The 14,751-nt window shown below is 39.7% G+C and carries 13 protein-coding genes; 2 read left to right on the forward strand and 11 right to left on the reverse strand.

Annotation, left to right across the window (positions count from 1 at the left end; genetic code table 11):
• Positions 1-40 precede the first annotated feature (40 nt).
• The 7 genes from ACH784_RS08760 to ACH784_RS08790 form a co-directional block, all read right to left on the reverse strand.
• Complete coding sequence (locus ACH784_RS08760) at positions 41-1,297, reverse strand: Y-family DNA polymerase (RefSeq protein WP_404395101.1); 1,257 nt, start codon at positions 1,295-1,297, stop codon at positions 41-43.
• A complete protein-coding gene (locus ACH784_RS08765; protein ID WP_404395102.1) occupies positions 1,285-1,698 on the reverse strand; it encodes a LexA family protein in 414 nt (137 codons plus the stop codon). The genes ACH784_RS08760 and ACH784_RS08765 overlap by 13 nt, the downstream gene beginning before the upstream one ends.
• A 373-nt stretch (positions 1,699-2,071) precedes the next feature.
• Positions 2,072-2,572, reverse strand: coding sequence for an AAA family ATPase (locus ACH784_RS08770; RefSeq protein WP_404395104.1), 501 nt, complete (start codon positions 2,570-2,572; stop codon positions 2,072-2,074).
• Between the two features lie 36 nt (positions 2,573-2,608).
• Positions 2,609-3,181, reverse strand: a complete 573-nt coding sequence (locus ACH784_RS08775) for a tRNA-(ms[2]io[6]A)-hydroxylase (protein WP_404395106.1) — start codon at positions 3,179-3,181, stop codon at positions 2,609-2,611.
• 54 nt (positions 3,182-3,235) lie between these two features.
• A complete protein-coding gene (locus ACH784_RS08780; protein WP_404395107.1) occupies positions 3,236-3,889 on the reverse strand; it encodes a sulfotransferase in 654 nt (217 codons plus the stop codon).
• Between the two features lie 298 nt (positions 3,890-4,187).
• Positions 4,188-4,892: an SIMPL domain-containing protein gene (locus ACH784_RS08785; RefSeq protein WP_404395109.1), complete on the reverse strand. Its 705-nt coding sequence runs from the start codon at positions 4,890-4,892 to the stop codon at positions 4,188-4,190.
• 90 nt (positions 4,893-4,982) lie between these two features.
• Positions 4,983-5,795 carry an ABC transporter substrate-binding protein gene (locus ACH784_RS08790; RefSeq protein WP_404395111.1) on the reverse strand — a complete coding sequence of 271 codons (813 nt, stop codon included), beginning with the start codon at positions 5,793-5,795 and terminating at the stop codon, positions 4,983-4,985.
• 171 nt (positions 5,796-5,966) lie between these two features.
• Here ACH784_RS08790 and ACH784_RS08795 point away from each other — a divergent pair, with 171 nt between their 5' ends.
• A complete protein-coding gene (locus ACH784_RS08795; protein ID WP_404389461.1) occupies positions 5,967-7,298 on the forward strand; it encodes an IS4 family transposase in 1,332 nt (443 codons plus the stop codon).
• Positions 7,299-7,346: 48 nt separating this feature from the next.
• Here ACH784_RS08795 and ACH784_RS08800 read toward each other — a convergent pair whose 3' ends face one another.
• Complete coding sequence (locus tag ACH784_RS08800) at positions 7,347-9,041, reverse strand: NAD-dependent malic enzyme (protein WP_404395112.1); 1,695 nt, start codon at positions 9,039-9,041, stop codon at positions 7,347-7,349.
• Positions 9,042-9,207: 166 nt separating this feature from the next.
• On the reverse strand, positions 9,208-10,965 hold the full coding sequence (ggt, locus tag ACH784_RS08805) for a gamma-glutamyltransferase (protein ID WP_404395114.1): 1,758 nt from the start codon (positions 10,963-10,965) through the stop codon (positions 9,208-9,210).
• 88 nt (positions 10,966-11,053) lie between these two features.
• Here ggt and rrtA point away from each other — a divergent pair, with 88 nt between their 5' ends.
• Positions 11,054-11,650, forward strand: a complete 597-nt coding sequence (gene rrtA, locus ACH784_RS08810) for a rhombosortase (protein ID WP_404395116.1) — start codon at positions 11,054-11,056, stop codon at positions 11,648-11,650.
• Between the two features lie 98 nt (positions 11,651-11,748).
• Here rrtA and ACH784_RS08815 read toward each other — a convergent pair whose 3' ends face one another.
• Both ACH784_RS08815 and ACH784_RS08820 read right to left on the reverse strand, forming a co-directional pair.
• Positions 11,749-12,573, reverse strand: a complete 825-nt coding sequence (locus ACH784_RS08815; RefSeq protein ID WP_404395118.1) for an alpha/beta hydrolase — start codon at positions 12,571-12,573, stop codon at positions 11,749-11,751.
• A gap of 141 nt (positions 12,574-12,714) precedes the next feature.
• Positions 12,715-14,616: a S9 family peptidase gene (locus ACH784_RS08820; protein ID WP_404395120.1), complete on the reverse strand. Its 1,902-nt coding sequence runs from the start codon at positions 14,614-14,616 to the stop codon at positions 12,715-12,717.
• Positions 14,617-14,751: the final 135 nt, after the last annotated feature.

Genomic DNA, 14,751 nt, shown 5'->3' on the forward strand with positions numbered 1-14,751 from the left:
TATCTTTTGCATTCATGCAGTCGCAAATAAAGGGTTTTTATTAGCACTTAATTAGTGGGATTTCGGGCCACCGTGTTGTAGACCTTCTCGATAACCAATCCCTTTTCATTTGCCACTGATTACTTTGTAATTCGGTCGCAATGCGTAAACTACTGCTGCCGTAGCGTTTATTTATTGCATCTAAACACTGCATAAGCTCAGGCTTATCGTCAGAAACATTAAACATATCAATTTGTTGGTGCATATCGTCTTCGAGTTCAATGGCGCCAATACCCGCTTTGTAATATCGCACACCAGGTTGGAATAATTGGCTGAAAACCAATTCGACTTGTTTGGCAAATACCGTACTATCATTCGATGGCACAGCAAGTTTCTGAATAAACGACCTTTTATAGTAATTATCTTCATGTGGTGAACTATGAGCAAAGATAATTAATCGCTTCGTTAAAGAGCCTTGTTTTCGTAGTTTTTTGGCTACTATTGAACAATGCGTTACCAATGATGCCTTGAGTGCGAATGGATTTTCGACGCGCTCACCAAAACTACGGGTGCTGAACACTTCTTTTTTGCGCTGTTTTACGTCATCCCATGATAAACATGATACCCCGTTAAGCTCTGATATCGTTCGCTCAAGCACAACACTAAATTGTTTTCGCATCATTTTTGGGTTTTGTTTAGCTAAATCTAACGCACTTTCGATGCCGAATAACTTAAGTTGCTTGGTTAATCGGCGCCCTACGCCCCAAATGTCCGATACTGCCATATTGGCTAAAATGTGCTTTCGAGACTTTTCACTGTCAATAACGGCAACGCCTGTTGCGCCTACAAACTTCTTAGCAGCATGATTGGCAGCTTTCGCAAGTGTCGGTGTTGGCCCAAAACCTACCCCCACTGGTAATTTGGTTTTTCGCCAGACTGTGCGACGAATAAGATGACCATATTCATACCAAGAACTCACCAAATCACTATAGCCATCAAACTTTAGAAATGACTCATCAATGGAATATACATAATGTTGATCACTAAAACGGTTGATAATAGACATCATTTTGTCGCTTAAGTCGGCGTATAACTCATAATTTGAGGAGCGAATAACCACATTATGCTTATCTAAAATGGGCTTTAATTTGAAGTAAGGTTCAAACTTTGGGACTCCCAACTTTTTAACCTCTGGAGATGCAGCAACAATACAACCATCATTGTTAGAAAGCACCACAACGGGTCGCTTACGTATTGATAAGTCGAATACTTTTTCGGCTGAAGCATAAAATGAGGAGGCATCGATTAACGCATACATTGTTTTAATCTCATGTTTTGCCGATGCATTCTGATTGAACCAATCACAATACCTTCAAGCTGAAATACATCACACTCGCTGATCAACACAGGTTTAAAAAAAGGCGATGCAGACAGCAAACTACGGTTGTGTATATCAAGGATTTTACACACAAACTCATTATTGTAATTAGCGACAATGACATCTTGATGTTTTGGCTCAGCCGCCCTATCTACAATCAATAAGTCACCATCAAAGATACCAATCCCTTGCATTGAGTCGCCAGATGCGAGCCCCAAAAAAGTGGCGTTTGGATCGCTGACAAGGAGTTGATCGAGTGATAAACCGAGCTCTTTATATTCGGCTGCGGGAGACTCAAAACCGGTGATCCCCGCTGCGGCTTTAACAGGAATGACTTTCATACTGCACTAAAACACCTATACTGTATATAAATACAGTATAGGTGTAATTTACTATATCGGCAAGCTTAACAACGCCAGCAAAAGCGCTACCAAGTGGAACTATGAAGAGCATTGATAACATCCCTCTTAAAAAAGCGATCTATTTTTAGGTAAGGAAAACTTGTCGATAACGAGGCGGAATTTTGCTATTTCGTTGCTTTAAATGAGAAATTTTCAACGAAGTTAGCGTCAGTTTTAGCCCCTCAAAATGATTGAGTATTATTGAGGATTGGTATTAGATAATGTTGGCAAAAAAAAGCGGCTTAGTGTTCACCAAGCCGCTGAATTTTTTTAAACATAAAGTGCTTTATTGAGAGATTGGTTTTATTCCGCACTACTTCAAGCTAAACGCCCTACTTTGCTGATTACTTTCTAAACGCACCTTATTACCTGTGAAAGTTTCGAATAGTTTTGTATGAGCCGCTTTTGAAAATACATCATCTCTGGTGTCATAGTCTTCAATCCAAGCCAATAACATGGCTAGATTTTCATCTTGTGCTTCTTTTGATGGGTATTTGTGCGGCTCCCAAGGGCGCGATTTTGCATTGGCTTTACAGGTCTCAATATCTAAATCGATAAACACCAAATGCTGACATTGCTCTGCGATCGGTTTAATTAGGTCACTATAGCAACCCTCAATCACCCAATCTGAATGGGACCGAACAAACTCACTGATTTTATAGAGCGAAGACTCAAGTGGTGCCCGAGTTGGTGGTGACGTTGGCAACCAAGCAAGTGTATCTAAATCTAAATGTACGGCTGAATGTTCTTGCGCTAAACGCCTTGAAAGTGTTGATTTTCCTGAGCCCGAGTTCCCAAAAATAATGGTTTTCATTCGCTAATCCTTATCTATTCAGCCGCCATAAATTGATTAATGAAGCGCCGCTGTAAATGGGATCTTCTTACAGATCTCAGCTTCCGCCTCAAGTATTTCTGCTAGGCGTGCATCAATAATATCTTTATCGAAGTATTCGTAGCCCAATTCTACAAACAGGTTTTTATGTTTTTCTTCTGATTTAGCAATGGCAACATAAAAGTCTTTCTCTTTGCCTTCTGGTAAAGCTTCCGCAACTAAAGAAAAACGTTCGTGGCCTCGCGCTTCAATCACTGCAGCCACTAATAGACGGTCGATTAAGAATTCATCAGTACCCTGTCTAAATAAAGCGCGCATACCTTTAATATATGGGTCTTTTTGGTCGTTACCTAAGGTAACCCCACGCTCTGTTAATAATTTCAACACTTGTTTAAAGTGGATCATTTCTTCGATGGCTAAATCGGTCATCGCTTTCACAAGCTTAATTCTGTCAGGGTAATGACCCAACATAGACATCGCCATGCCAGACGCTTTTTTCTCTGCGGCAGCATGATCTTGTAAAAAGGTATCAAAATCAGCGAGTACTTTTTCAGTCCAATTAAACGGGGTGTGGTACTTCAGTTCAAACATAAACATTCTTAATCAATATAAACTGCGGGTATTTTAGCGTAGGACTTACATGAATTAAACCGATTGCATAAATGTGAGTAAATCGGCATCTTTATCTACTTTCCCCATGCGCGTAGAGCTGATTTTAAGTGGGTGCTTTAAGTCATTCCAAGCCGTAACTTTACCATTCACGTTGAGCTTAGGCATGTCTGTAATTTCTGTGCTAGCAGCATCAACTTCTAGAAAATTACACAGTTTTGTAAAACTGTTTGGCTTGCTAACATTCAAAAACAAATGCTGCGCTTGAGTATTCTCGAAAAACGCAATGGCTTTGCCTTTATGTGTTTCGTAACACTTAGTAAGAAATTCGAAGTTATCAAGCTGCTCGGCATCTAATCCCGAAAAGGAGTCTAAAAAACAGCGCTTAATGGTGTCGTTAAAGCCACCTTTACCTGAGAACAGGTTGCCTGACATGCGCGTTAATAATTTAGAAACAGACGGTAACCACAGCGCTAAGTCTCTTTCTAAATAAATAAATTTAGCATCAGGATATTTTTGATACAGCAACGCATAATCATTAAATACAGGGGTGTCGGCAATGACTTGTGCGTTATTAAATGTCTCTATTGTATAAGCGGTATGTGCCGTCGTTAAACCAAGTTCAATACATGCGGCACATAAACTTGTCGTGCCTGTTCTCGGTAACCCGATAACAAAGATTTTACTCATAATGCGCCCTACAATAGTAAAGGCGCATTATAACGAAAAATTTATACCAATCCTCTTAATTAAGCGATCTATTTTGAGTCGAGAAAAACTTGTCGATAGCACCGCTAACGCGTCCTGCTCTCGCTGAGGTACCTACATCCATATAGGCAAGTCGAAATTTTGCTATTTAGTTGTTCTCGGCAATTGCTCCTGCATTGCTCTACCTTCTGCGTCCATGCAGTCGTAAATAAGAAATTTTCAACGACGCTAGCGTCAGTTTTAGTCCCTCAGAATGATTGAGTATTATTGAGGATTGGTATCACTGCTTAATTAAATAAGTCACGAAAACTTCTGAAGAAATAACGATATCAGAGACATTATACGCCTGTTTATGTACTCGACCTGATTCAATCATCGTCTGTCTTGCATATGGTGTTGGCATAGATGGCGAATGTGCAAAATTTACAGAATAAACACGGTCTAATTTCGCATCGAACTCGCTAGCAAGCTCTTTTGCTTCAGATTTAGCGTCTTTGATAGCCAGTTTTTTTAGTTTATCTTGCAGTTCATCAGCTTTTGAATAAGAAAACTGCGTAAAACCAATCTCATTGACGCCGGCTTCAACAAGCTGTTGTAAGAATTGCGCATATTTATCAACGTCTGTCAGCTTTAACTCAACATTACGTGTTACCTGAAAAGTCGTAAACTCTTGCTGTTGCGTGCCTCGGTTGTATTCATGTCGGCGATAAATATTAAGCTGCGATGCATCAATGTTGTTTTTGCTGACATTAAAAGTATTGGCAACTTTAATAACTCGCGCGATCACATTATCAACTTCATCTTTTGCTTTGTTGATGTTTTTATCGGAGTGAGAAATCGCAACACTTAAAACAACTTGATCTGGCTGAACAAGCTGCTCTGCGTACCCTTTTACGCTTAAATGTGGACTGGTTGGCTCTGCATAAGCGTAATTAAAACTTGAAGATAATAGTAAAGACGATACGACTAGTAATTTTTTAAACATACCTGCTCCATTTATAGGTATTAAGCCATCACAAGCGACAAAATGCCTGATTTGACCGAAGATGCGCTATTAAAGTAAAAACTTGATTAATTATGGCTGAATAGAAAAGGCAATTTTCAAAGAGTCACTAATAAAGTCGCGCTCATGAGGTGAAAATAAACCTCTGTGCGCTTCAATTATTAGTTCTTGAACCTCAGATTCGGCCATTTTTTTATTAAATAAATTAATCGCTTGTTTTCCTTGCGGTGTTTTTGAACAAGCAATATAGCCAAATACACTCGGCGCTTGATCAATTATGCGATGAAAACTAATTTTATTTTCACCCAGTACCTCTACATATTCATTGATAATGACAGACGTATATTCGATCATGCCATCAAAGCGACCTTGCATGAGCATTTTTCGTAGACGCTTGGCACTCTCTTCTCCTTCACTCACTACAAATAGCTGCGGAAAGGACTTAATAAAATCATCAATGCTTTTCCCGTAGCTACGGCCTTTCGTTATTGCGATTTTAAAATCTGTTTTGAGTAAATCATTTAAAGAAACATCTGCAGAAAACCCTTTTTTATCTCTTAAAACTAGTCTATTTGCAGGAAATGCCGTAATTGGCCTGGCAGAGAAATAAGCCAAGGCTTCGCGCTCTGGTTTTTTAACTTTGTTATATAAACACGTATTTGGATACATATTCAGTGCACGCCATTCTCGAATACGACTTGCAGGCATAAATTCTATTTCTAATTGCGGGTAAAGTCTTTTCGAAATATCGATTAATAAACGTGTGACCATGTCAGCACTGCTATCTGAACTTGGCACATAGTCAGAAGCGATATTCACTTTTAATGGCGCACCATAAAGTCCGATACTGAATAGTCCTAACAAGAACACTAGCGCATACTTCATCAATTTCCCCCAAGTCATCGCTAAGGTAATTATAGAGGCTTGGTAAAATTAGGCATAAAAAAAGCCAGCAAAGTTGCTCAATGCTGATCAGTTAAGAAACAAATAGATCAGTTGACCGATCTTTTAAAGGGTTCAGAATCCGATATTAGGAAACTAATATCGGATTTTTTTATGCCTCTTTCTAATCACTGTGACGACCTAACTTCGTTTTTAGATGATGTACACACCCTGGATAAACTAAAGAATGTCCTTGATGCCGATATACTTGAACAGGCGTTCGAATATGCTGGAGTTGCAACCGTGCGTCGAAGAAGGTTGCCGTTAGAAGCTATAATGTGGTCAGTCATTGGTATGAGCCTATTTCGTAACGAAACAGTATGGGATATCGCAAGCCGATTAGATATTACGCTGCCGGGGAAAAATAAACTGGTTGCGCCCAGCGCTTTGGTTCAAGGCCGTCAACGTTTAGGGGTTGATGCAGTGTGTCACTCGTTTCGATTGTTGGCCCAAAGAGCATTTTACAAGCATGCCTTTGAGCAGTGGTGTGGACTGAATTTGTTAGCTGTTGATGGAGTGAGCTTTAGAACTCAAGATAACGAAGAAAATCGTATTGCGTTTGGTAGTGACAGTAATCAATTTGGTGAAGGCAGTTATCCTCAAATCAGGATGTGTAGTTTGATGGAGGTATCAAGCCATCTATTACTGGATAGTAGCTTTGATGCACGCCATGTAGGGGAAATGACACTTGCCAAAAGACTTTTATCGTCTGTCCCAGATGACTCTTTAACGCTATTTGACCGTGGCTATTACTCTTTAGGCCTTTTATATCAGTGGCAAAGACAAGGTAAAAATACACATTGGATGTTACCAGCTCGCAAGGATTTACAATACCAAGTTGAACGTCATATCAGCGATGAAGATAAAATAATCTCTTTACATACTAGCCCTCAAGCTAAAAGTAAATTTAAAGATTTACCAGAGCAAATAACCGCCCGACTCACTACGTATAAAGTTGATGGGAAAAGCTACCGTGTACTGAGTTCATTAATCGATCCCATGCGTTATCCATATGATGAATTAACAGAAGTCTATACTCAGCGTTGGGAAATAGAGTTGGGCTTTAGAGAAATGAAACAAGGGTTGCATCAGTCTAAACATGCATTACGAAGTAAAAAGCCAGATATGGTACGTCAAGAGTTATGGGGACTACTGTTAGCTTACAACTTAATCCGCATTGCAATGATTGATGCAACGAAAGCGGAAGAAATCCTGATACCCAGACAACTTAGTTTTAGTTTATGTATGCGCCATATCATCGCATTTTTTATGCTCACTCCTATCCACAGTGCGAGTAAGTTGCCAGTACATTATGAAGAGCTGCTGACAACACTAAGATTGTTTGTATTACCAGACCGGCTTCCTGATAGGAGATACCCAAGAGAGGTTAGAAAGAAACCAAGGAAATATCCGTATAAAAGAAAATGCCAGTCAATTCTTAACTGACTGGCATTAAGCAAAGTTGCTGGCTCCTTTTATATTACAAGCTAAGTATTAAATGCTACAACGCTTGTAATTACGGTACTCAGGGTACCAGTAGTTTTTATCGATTGCTTTAAGAATAGCTTCATCAGACATTTCTAATGCAACGCCTTCTTCCATCGCTTTCTTCGCAACAGCAAACGCAATCTTCTTACTTAATGGCTCAATCTCCACCAGCGCAGGTAACAGACTGCCTTTACCCGTATTTGCTCGAGGTGAAGCTTCAGCAAGCATTTCACTTGAAACCATTAGCATAGCATCAGTGATACGCTTGGCTTTCGCTGCAATAACACCTAAACCGATACCTGGGAAAATATAGCTATTGTTACACTGAGGAATAATGAACTTTTCGCCGTTATATTCCACTTCACCAAACGGGCTACCAGTTGCAACAATCGCTTGGCCATTCGTCCACTCGATAACATCTTGTGGATGTGCTTCAACTTGGCGTGAAGGATTACTTAAAGGGAAGATAATTGGCTGCTCACACCCTGCATGCATCGCTTTAATCACTTGCTCAGTGAACAAACCTGGCTGACCAGAAACTCCTATCAAAATATCTGGTTTCGCACAGTGCATTACATCTAATAAAGAGGCAAAATCACCACTATACTGCCAATCAGTTAAAGCATCTTTTTGTTGTACAAGCGCAGCTTGGAAATCACGTAGCCCTTCCATACCTTCAGTAAGTAGACCGAATCTGTCAACCATGTACACTTGGCTACGTGCTTGCTCATCAGAAATGCCTTCAGACACCATTTGACTGATGATCTGCTCAGCAATACCACAGCCCGCAGAGCCAGCGCCTACAAACACAACTTTTTGGTCACTCAGTTTTACGTCTTTAACACGGCAAGCAGCAAGTAAAGAGCCTACAGTAACCGCCGCAGTACCTTGAATATCATCATTAAAGCTACAAATTGTATCTTTATAACGCTTAAGTAAAGGCATTGCATTTGGTTGAGCAAAGTCTTCGAATTGAAGAAGTACGTTTGGCCAGCGACGTTTAACCGCTTTAATGAACAAGTCTAAGAACTCGTCATATTGTTCTTGGTTAATACGCTTATGACGTGCGCCCATATACATAGGATCAGCAAGTAACTTCTCGTTATTAGTACCCACGTCAAGCATAACAGGTAGCGTGTAAGCAGGACTAATACCGCCACAAACGGTATAAAGAGATAGTTTACCGATTGGAATACCCATACCACCGATACCTTGGTCACCTAAACCAAGAATACGCTCGCCATCGGTAACAACAATAACTTTTACCTTGCCTTTTGTCGCGTTACGTAAAATATCATCGATATTGTGACGCTCTTCATATGAAATAAATAGACCACGAGAACTGCGGTAAATATCAGAGAATTTTTCACATGCATCACCTACCGTCGGCGTATAAATGATAGGCATCATTTCTTCTAAATGATCACGGACTAAACGGTAGTAAAGAGTTTCATTGTTATCTTGAATTGCACGCAGATAAATGTGTTTATTTAAGTTATCTCTGAATGAAGAGTACTGCTGATAACAACGCTCGACTTGCTCTTCAATGGTTTCGAAACGTGGTGGTAATAAACCATTTAAGTTAAAGTTCTCACGCTCTGATTGACTAAATGCACTACCTTTGTTTAGTAAAGGCGTTTCTAACAGGTTAGGACCTGCGTATGGAATATATAGATAATTTGGATCGGTTTGTTTAGTCATATTTACTTGTAATGATACGTCTGGCTGATTTTATTATTACTTAGCTGTGAATAAGCAAGAAAGCAAAAAATTGCTTGTAAATAAAAAAGGCGCTTTAACACAACTAAATAATTAAAGAGCCTTGCAGTATATCTTAAAAATATCACTAAACCTATGGGTTTAGCCGTCATTCACCGAGCACAATACCCTCTCGTCGAGGATCTGCGCCACCTACAAGGCGACCTCCGACCAGTTCGATGCCGTGTAAACCTGAGTTCAAATCTCGAATAAAGACTTTATGGCCCAAACTTTCGAAATAATCTTGGTGTTTTTCAAGTTCAGTGCCTTTTTCTAAAGTCGTGACTTTATTGCGGTTAGTTACTTTAGGAAGATTAATGGCAGACTGTATATCTAGCTGCCAATCAAGCACGCCAATCACTGTTTGCGCAACATAATTAATAATACGACTGCCACCTGGAGAGCCAACAACTAAGCGTAAACTGCCATCTTTATTAAACACCATAACAGGCGACATAGAACTACGCGGACGTTTATTAGCTTCAACACGGTTAGCACGCCACTGGCCATTCTTTTTAGGAGATAACGCAAAATCAGTTAATTGATTATTTAGCAAGTAGCCGTCAACCATGACTGTAGAGCCAAAGGCCATTTCAATTGAACTGGTCATAGATATAGCGTTGCCTTCTTTATCTACAATTGAAACATGCGTCGTTGAAGGTAACTCGTAACTATTATCTTCGGCATAACTTAATGCGCCGTTTAGCGGTTTGCCAACAGGTACCTTGTGGTTATCTTTATCTGAGATAAGTTTTGCGCGTTCAGCTAAGTATGTGTCATCAAGTAATGCATCAGTTGGTACAGTCACAAAATCTGGATCCGCCACATAATGATTTCTGTCTGCAAATGCTAATCGTGAAGCTTGGGTGAATAAGTGCAACGCTTTAGGGTCATTAGGCTGATATTGGTTTAATTTTTTACCTTCGAGTAATTTCAAAATCTGCAGTACAGCAACGCCACCACTACTCGGTGGTGCCATAGAGCACACTTTGTAAGCATGATAAGACGTACATATAGCGTCTCTATATTTACTTTGATAATTTTCTAGGTCTGATAAAGACAGTAACCCTGGGGCAATCTTAGAGGTTTGCACTGCATCAACCATATTTTGTGCATGTTGACCTGTATAAAACGCCGAAATGCCATGCTTTGATATATTCTTGTATAGCGCGGCTAATTTGGGGTTCTTACGAATGCTGCCCACAGACAATGGTTGATCATCTGGATAGAAATACGCTTTTGCTTCAGGTAGCTGAGTCAAACCTGGGTTTAATTTTTTAGATAGCAACATATTCAAACGAGGAGAGACAATAAATCCTTGCTCTGCTAACTCAATTGCGGGTTCAAATAAATCTGCCCATGCCAATTTGCCATGATCTTTATGCGCTTTATCAAAAGCATGAAGAATACCGGGTACACCAACAGAGCGTCCACCTACGACGGCCTTAATCCAAGGCGCGGCTTTTCCATTTTCATCTAAGAATAAACCAGAAGTAGCCTTACCTGGTGCAGTTTCGCGACCATCAAGTGAAATTAACGAGTTTTGAGACTTATCGTAATGCAAAATAAATGCACCACCACCGATACCAGAAGATTGAGGTTCAACAAGCGTTAATACTAATTGTGTGGCGATGGCCGCATCGATTGCACTACCACCTTTATCAAGCATTAATTTACCCGCTTTTACTGCATAAGGGTTAGCAGCAGCAATCATATACTCATCAGCAATTTGCTTTTGCTTTTTTGTAAAACCAGTGGCAGCTTCAGGCTCTCTTACTTCTTGATTTGGTGAGATTTGACTAGAGCAGGCACTTAATAAAGCCAATGAGCAAATAGATAAGGCGAAAGGCAGAGATTTGAATGTCATAGTTGTTATCATTAATTTTCAAGTTCTGGTTTGCATGATAAGAGTAAACGGGCAGAATATGCAAAAAATAAAAAAGAATACCGATTAGATGATCCAACTACCACTAGCAAGAAAATACATACTGCCACCCATTCTGCTTACATTATTAAGCTGTGTATTAATGGTTTTAAATACTAATGACTTATTAGAGTTCCATCGTGACAAAATTGCAGCAGGTGAAATTTGGCGCATCTTTACGGGCCAATTTGTTCACGCCAATCTAACCCACTTACTCCTAAATATTGTAGGCATTGGTTTTATCTGGCTGCTACATGCAGAGCACAGAACACAACAGCAGTATTATATGCATACCGCTTTCTTAGCCTTATGGACTGGGTTGGGCATTTGGTTATTTGTGCCAGATATAAAAATCTATACCGGCCTAAGTGGTCTGTTACATGGGGTTATTGTTTGGGGTGCAATTAAAGATATTCAGGTCGGTATGCGCTCTGGCATATTATTATTTATAGGAATTTGGGGAAAACTCGCTTGGGAGCAGTATTCTGGACCAAGCGCTGAAGTAGGCGCACTGATCCAATCGCGTGTCGCTATAGAAGCACACTTAATTGGTGCCATCGGCGGACTGGTTATGGGTTTGAGATTAATTAAAGAAAAATTATTAGAAAAGTCAGAAAAGACAAATTAAATAAATATTAAAAAGGCCATACAGTGATATGGCCTTTTTAACAAAGCGCGCGTCAGTTTTAGTCACTCAAACTGTTTGAGCATTATTAAGAGTTGGTATTAATCTATGAGTAACGCTTTCATCGCGTCATCCATTGCATGCTCCACAACAGGGATATGATCAACATCGTATTCTAGCTTTATAATTTCAAGTTCTTTAAACTGCTCATATTCAAGCATCTCTTGAAACCAATCTACATAGCGACCATTACTAACACGGCCTCTCGCAGCGATTAAAATGGCTTTACTTTTTAAACGCTCATCAAGTACACCTCTATCAGAGATCAACTGCGGCGTTATTTCTGTATGCGCCCAAAAACTACCATCAAACGACACATGGCGTGAAAAGAATGGTGATTGAGGATCATCCATAATCATGGCAAGGCCTGTAAATAATCCCGTATAAGAATGCCCGAGTATAGCTCGCTTTGATGTATCTATTGGATAATTGGGCTCTAACTTTGGTGCTAATTCATTAACGATAAAATCAAAGTAGTCTTGTGCCAAAGGCCATTGCGAGTAATCTTCTCGATGTTTGTATTGTGCATCAACAAAATTCTCAATACCGATAATAATTGCCTCAAGTTCTAACCTATCTAAGCTATCTGCAACTCTTTTTAGGTGCCACTCAGCATCCAGAACATATATAACAGGATATTTTTTCCCAGTAATACGATTTTTAGGTAAATAAAGTTGAATAGGATATTCAACGCCAGTGAAGCTAGATGCGACTGGTTCTAAAACTGAGCGAATACCAGCTTCAAATGGTAAGGTAGGCTCAGGCGTGTAGCTATTATCAGAGGCATTAGAACCAGAGCCACCGCAACCAGACACAGAAAAAATAACAGCAACTAATAATAACTTTTTTAAAAATTTAATAAACAAGCTAGTTCCTTAATCAAATGCTCAAATGAAGCGACAAAGATGTATGTAAAGGCGCACTTAAATTGTCAAAATACGCGCATAGAAATAAAAATGCCAGAGTACATTACTCTGGCATCTAAGCTAACCATTCAAACAGTTAAATTACAGTGTATCTTCTAGCCACTTGAAGAATTCACGCTGCCACACAATACCGTTTTGCGGTGTCAGTACCCAATGGTTTTCTTCTGGGAATAGCATGAAACGGCTCTTTAGGCCGCGAAGCTTAGCAGCTTGGAATGCCGCAATACCTTGCTCAAGTGGTACACGGTAATCTTTTGCTCCGTGGATCACAAACATAGGCGCATCCCACTTATCAATGTGATTGATTGGGTTAAATTGACCGTATGCTTTATTTGTAGAAGCGTTATTTTCCCAATACGCACCGCCCAGCTCATTATTTACGAAGAACAGCTCTTCAGTTGTGCCATACATGCTGCGTAAATCGAAAATACCACAGTGCGCAATAAAGGTTTTAAAGCGACCTTCATGGTTGCCTGCTAAATAAAACGCAGAGTAACCACCGTAACTCGCACCCACAGCACCGATTCGAGATTTATCAACATAAGACTCTTTCGCAACATCATCGATTGCGGCAAGGTAATCTTCCATTACCTGACCACCCCAATCATTACTGATGTCTTTGTTCCATTGTTCACCGTGACCTGGCATACCACGACGATTAGGAGCAACAACAATATAACCCTGAGAAGCCATTACTTGGAAGTTCCAACGGAAAGAATAGAACTGTGAAAGTGCTGACTGAGGGCCCCCTTGTAAATAAAGAAGTGTTGGATATTTCTTCTTCTTATCAAAGTTAGGTGGGTAAATCACCCAAGTTAGCATCTCTTGACCATCCGTCGTTTTAACCATACGCTTTTCAACGTTTGGTAAATCAAGGCCCGCATAGAAAGCATCATTCTCTTTGGTGAGCGCAGTTAGCTTTTTGCTGCGAAGGTCAAAGCGATAAATCTCACGTGCCGCATTCATACTGTTACGGGTAACAACGAGTTTGTCTTTTAACACAGCAACAATGCCATTTACGTCAAACTGACCTTTAGTAAGTTGTTTGATTTTTGGTTGTGCTTTTGTTTTAGTATTCACAGCAACTTGGAAAAGCTGAACTGTGCCATCTATAGGCGCGATAAAGTAAATGCTTTTACCATCGTGACTCCACTTAAAACTATTAACTGTGCCATCCCAATGCTCAGTTAAGTTAAACTCGCGATTTTTAACTTTAACGATGATATCGTTTTTATCCGCTTCGTTGCCAGCTTCATCCATTTGTAGCCACGCTAAATGGCCCTTTGCAGAGAACGCAGGGTACTTATCGTAACCTAAGTTACTTTCAGTGATATTGGTCGTCTTTTTACTTTTCAGGTTATAACGATAAATATCTGTATTGGTGCTTTTTACATACTCAGTACCAGTTAGCTTTTTACTTACGTAGTAAATGTTTTCACCCTTTGGACCCCAAGTATAATCAGCAACACCACCAAACGGCGATGTTGGACTATCAAAAGGCATGCCTTTCATGATGTCGACTTTTTCTTCAGTCTTAAGGTCTTGGTAGAACACATGCTTAAACTTGCCATCTTTCCACGTATCCCAATGACGGTAATTTAAATCATCAAATACATACGCATTAGCTTTGTTTAGCTCTTTATGGCGATCGGTTGCAAGCACTTCTTCAAGTTGCACTTTTTTATGAAAAAGTTTTTTAGTGCCATCAGGTGAAAGGCTTTTGTCGATCACAACGCCTTGATAGTTTTCTAATAATTGTGCATCGCCGCCTTTCAAAGAAACTTGATAAACTTTGCTATCAAAACTATTTTTTTCAATGCTTGGTGTCGTAACTTTATAAATAACATGAGTTTTGTCTTTATTAAGGCCTAAAGCACTGACTCTTTTTACTTCCCACAGCTTTTCAGGTGTCATTACCTCAGTGGCAAATGCACCAACACTAAAAGTCAGACCTAAACTGACAGATAATATAGTTCGCAACATAGCGAATTTCCTTCCTAAATTTAATCCAGCTAAGAGTACAAAAATAAAGTTATGAAAGAAAAGCTGAATGCGATTAAAACCAGTAAAAACTTAGAAGATAGGATGACTTTCTATTAAAAACTCAAGAATTACACC

The organism is Pseudoalteromonas phenolica (genome assembly GCF_044788725.1).
Classification (GTDB): domain Bacteria; phylum Pseudomonadota; class Gammaproteobacteria; order Enterobacterales; family Alteromonadaceae; genus Pseudoalteromonas; species Pseudoalteromonas phenolica_C.

What these genes read in the sequence shown, in the direction of transcription:
- ACH784_RS08770 (WP_404395104.1), bottom strand. Translation starts at nt 2,572, where the DNA reads ATGAAAACCATTATTTTTGGGAACTCGGGCTCAGGAAAATCAACACTT.
- ggt (WP_404395114.1), bottom strand. Translation starts at nt 10,965, where the DNA reads ATGACATTCAAATCTCTGCCTTTCGCCTTATCTATTTGCTCATTGGCT.
- ACH784_RS08790 (WP_404395111.1), bottom strand. Translation starts at nt 5,795, where the DNA reads ATGAAGTATGCGCTAGTGTTCTTGTTAGGACTATTCAGTATCGGACTT.
- ACH784_RS08760 (WP_404395101.1), bottom strand. Translation starts at nt 1,297, where the DNA reads ATGTATGCGTTAATCGATGCCTCCTCATTTTATGCTTCAGCCGAAAAA.
- ACH784_RS08820 (WP_404395120.1), bottom strand. Translation starts at nt 14,616, where the DNA reads ATGTTGCGAACTATATTATCTGTCAGTTTAGGTCTGACTTTTAGTGTT.
- rrtA (WP_404395116.1), top strand. Translation starts at nt 11,054, where the DNA reads ATGATCCAACTACCACTAGCAAGAAAATACATACTGCCACCCATTCTG.
- ACH784_RS08795 (WP_404389461.1), top strand. Translation starts at nt 5,967, where the DNA reads ATGCCTCTTTCTAATCACTGTGACGACCTAACTTCGTTTTTAGATGAT.
- ACH784_RS08800 (WP_404395112.1), bottom strand. Translation starts at nt 9,041, where the DNA reads ATGACTAAACAAACCGATCCAAATTATCTATATATTCCATACGCAGGT.
- ACH784_RS08775 (WP_404395106.1), bottom strand. Translation starts at nt 3,181, where the DNA reads ATGTTTGAACTGAAGTACCACACCCCGTTTAATTGGACTGAAAAAGTA.
- ACH784_RS08780 (WP_404395107.1), bottom strand. Translation starts at nt 3,889, where the DNA reads ATGAGTAAAATCTTTGTTATCGGGTTACCGAGAACAGGCACGACAAGT.
- ACH784_RS08785 (WP_404395109.1), bottom strand. Translation starts at nt 4,892, where the DNA reads ATGTTTAAAAAATTACTAGTCGTATCGTCTTTACTATTATCTTCAAGT.
- ACH784_RS08765 (WP_404395102.1), bottom strand. Translation starts at nt 1,698, where the DNA reads ATGAAAGTCATTCCTGTTAAAGCCGCAGCGGGGATCACCGGTTTTGAG.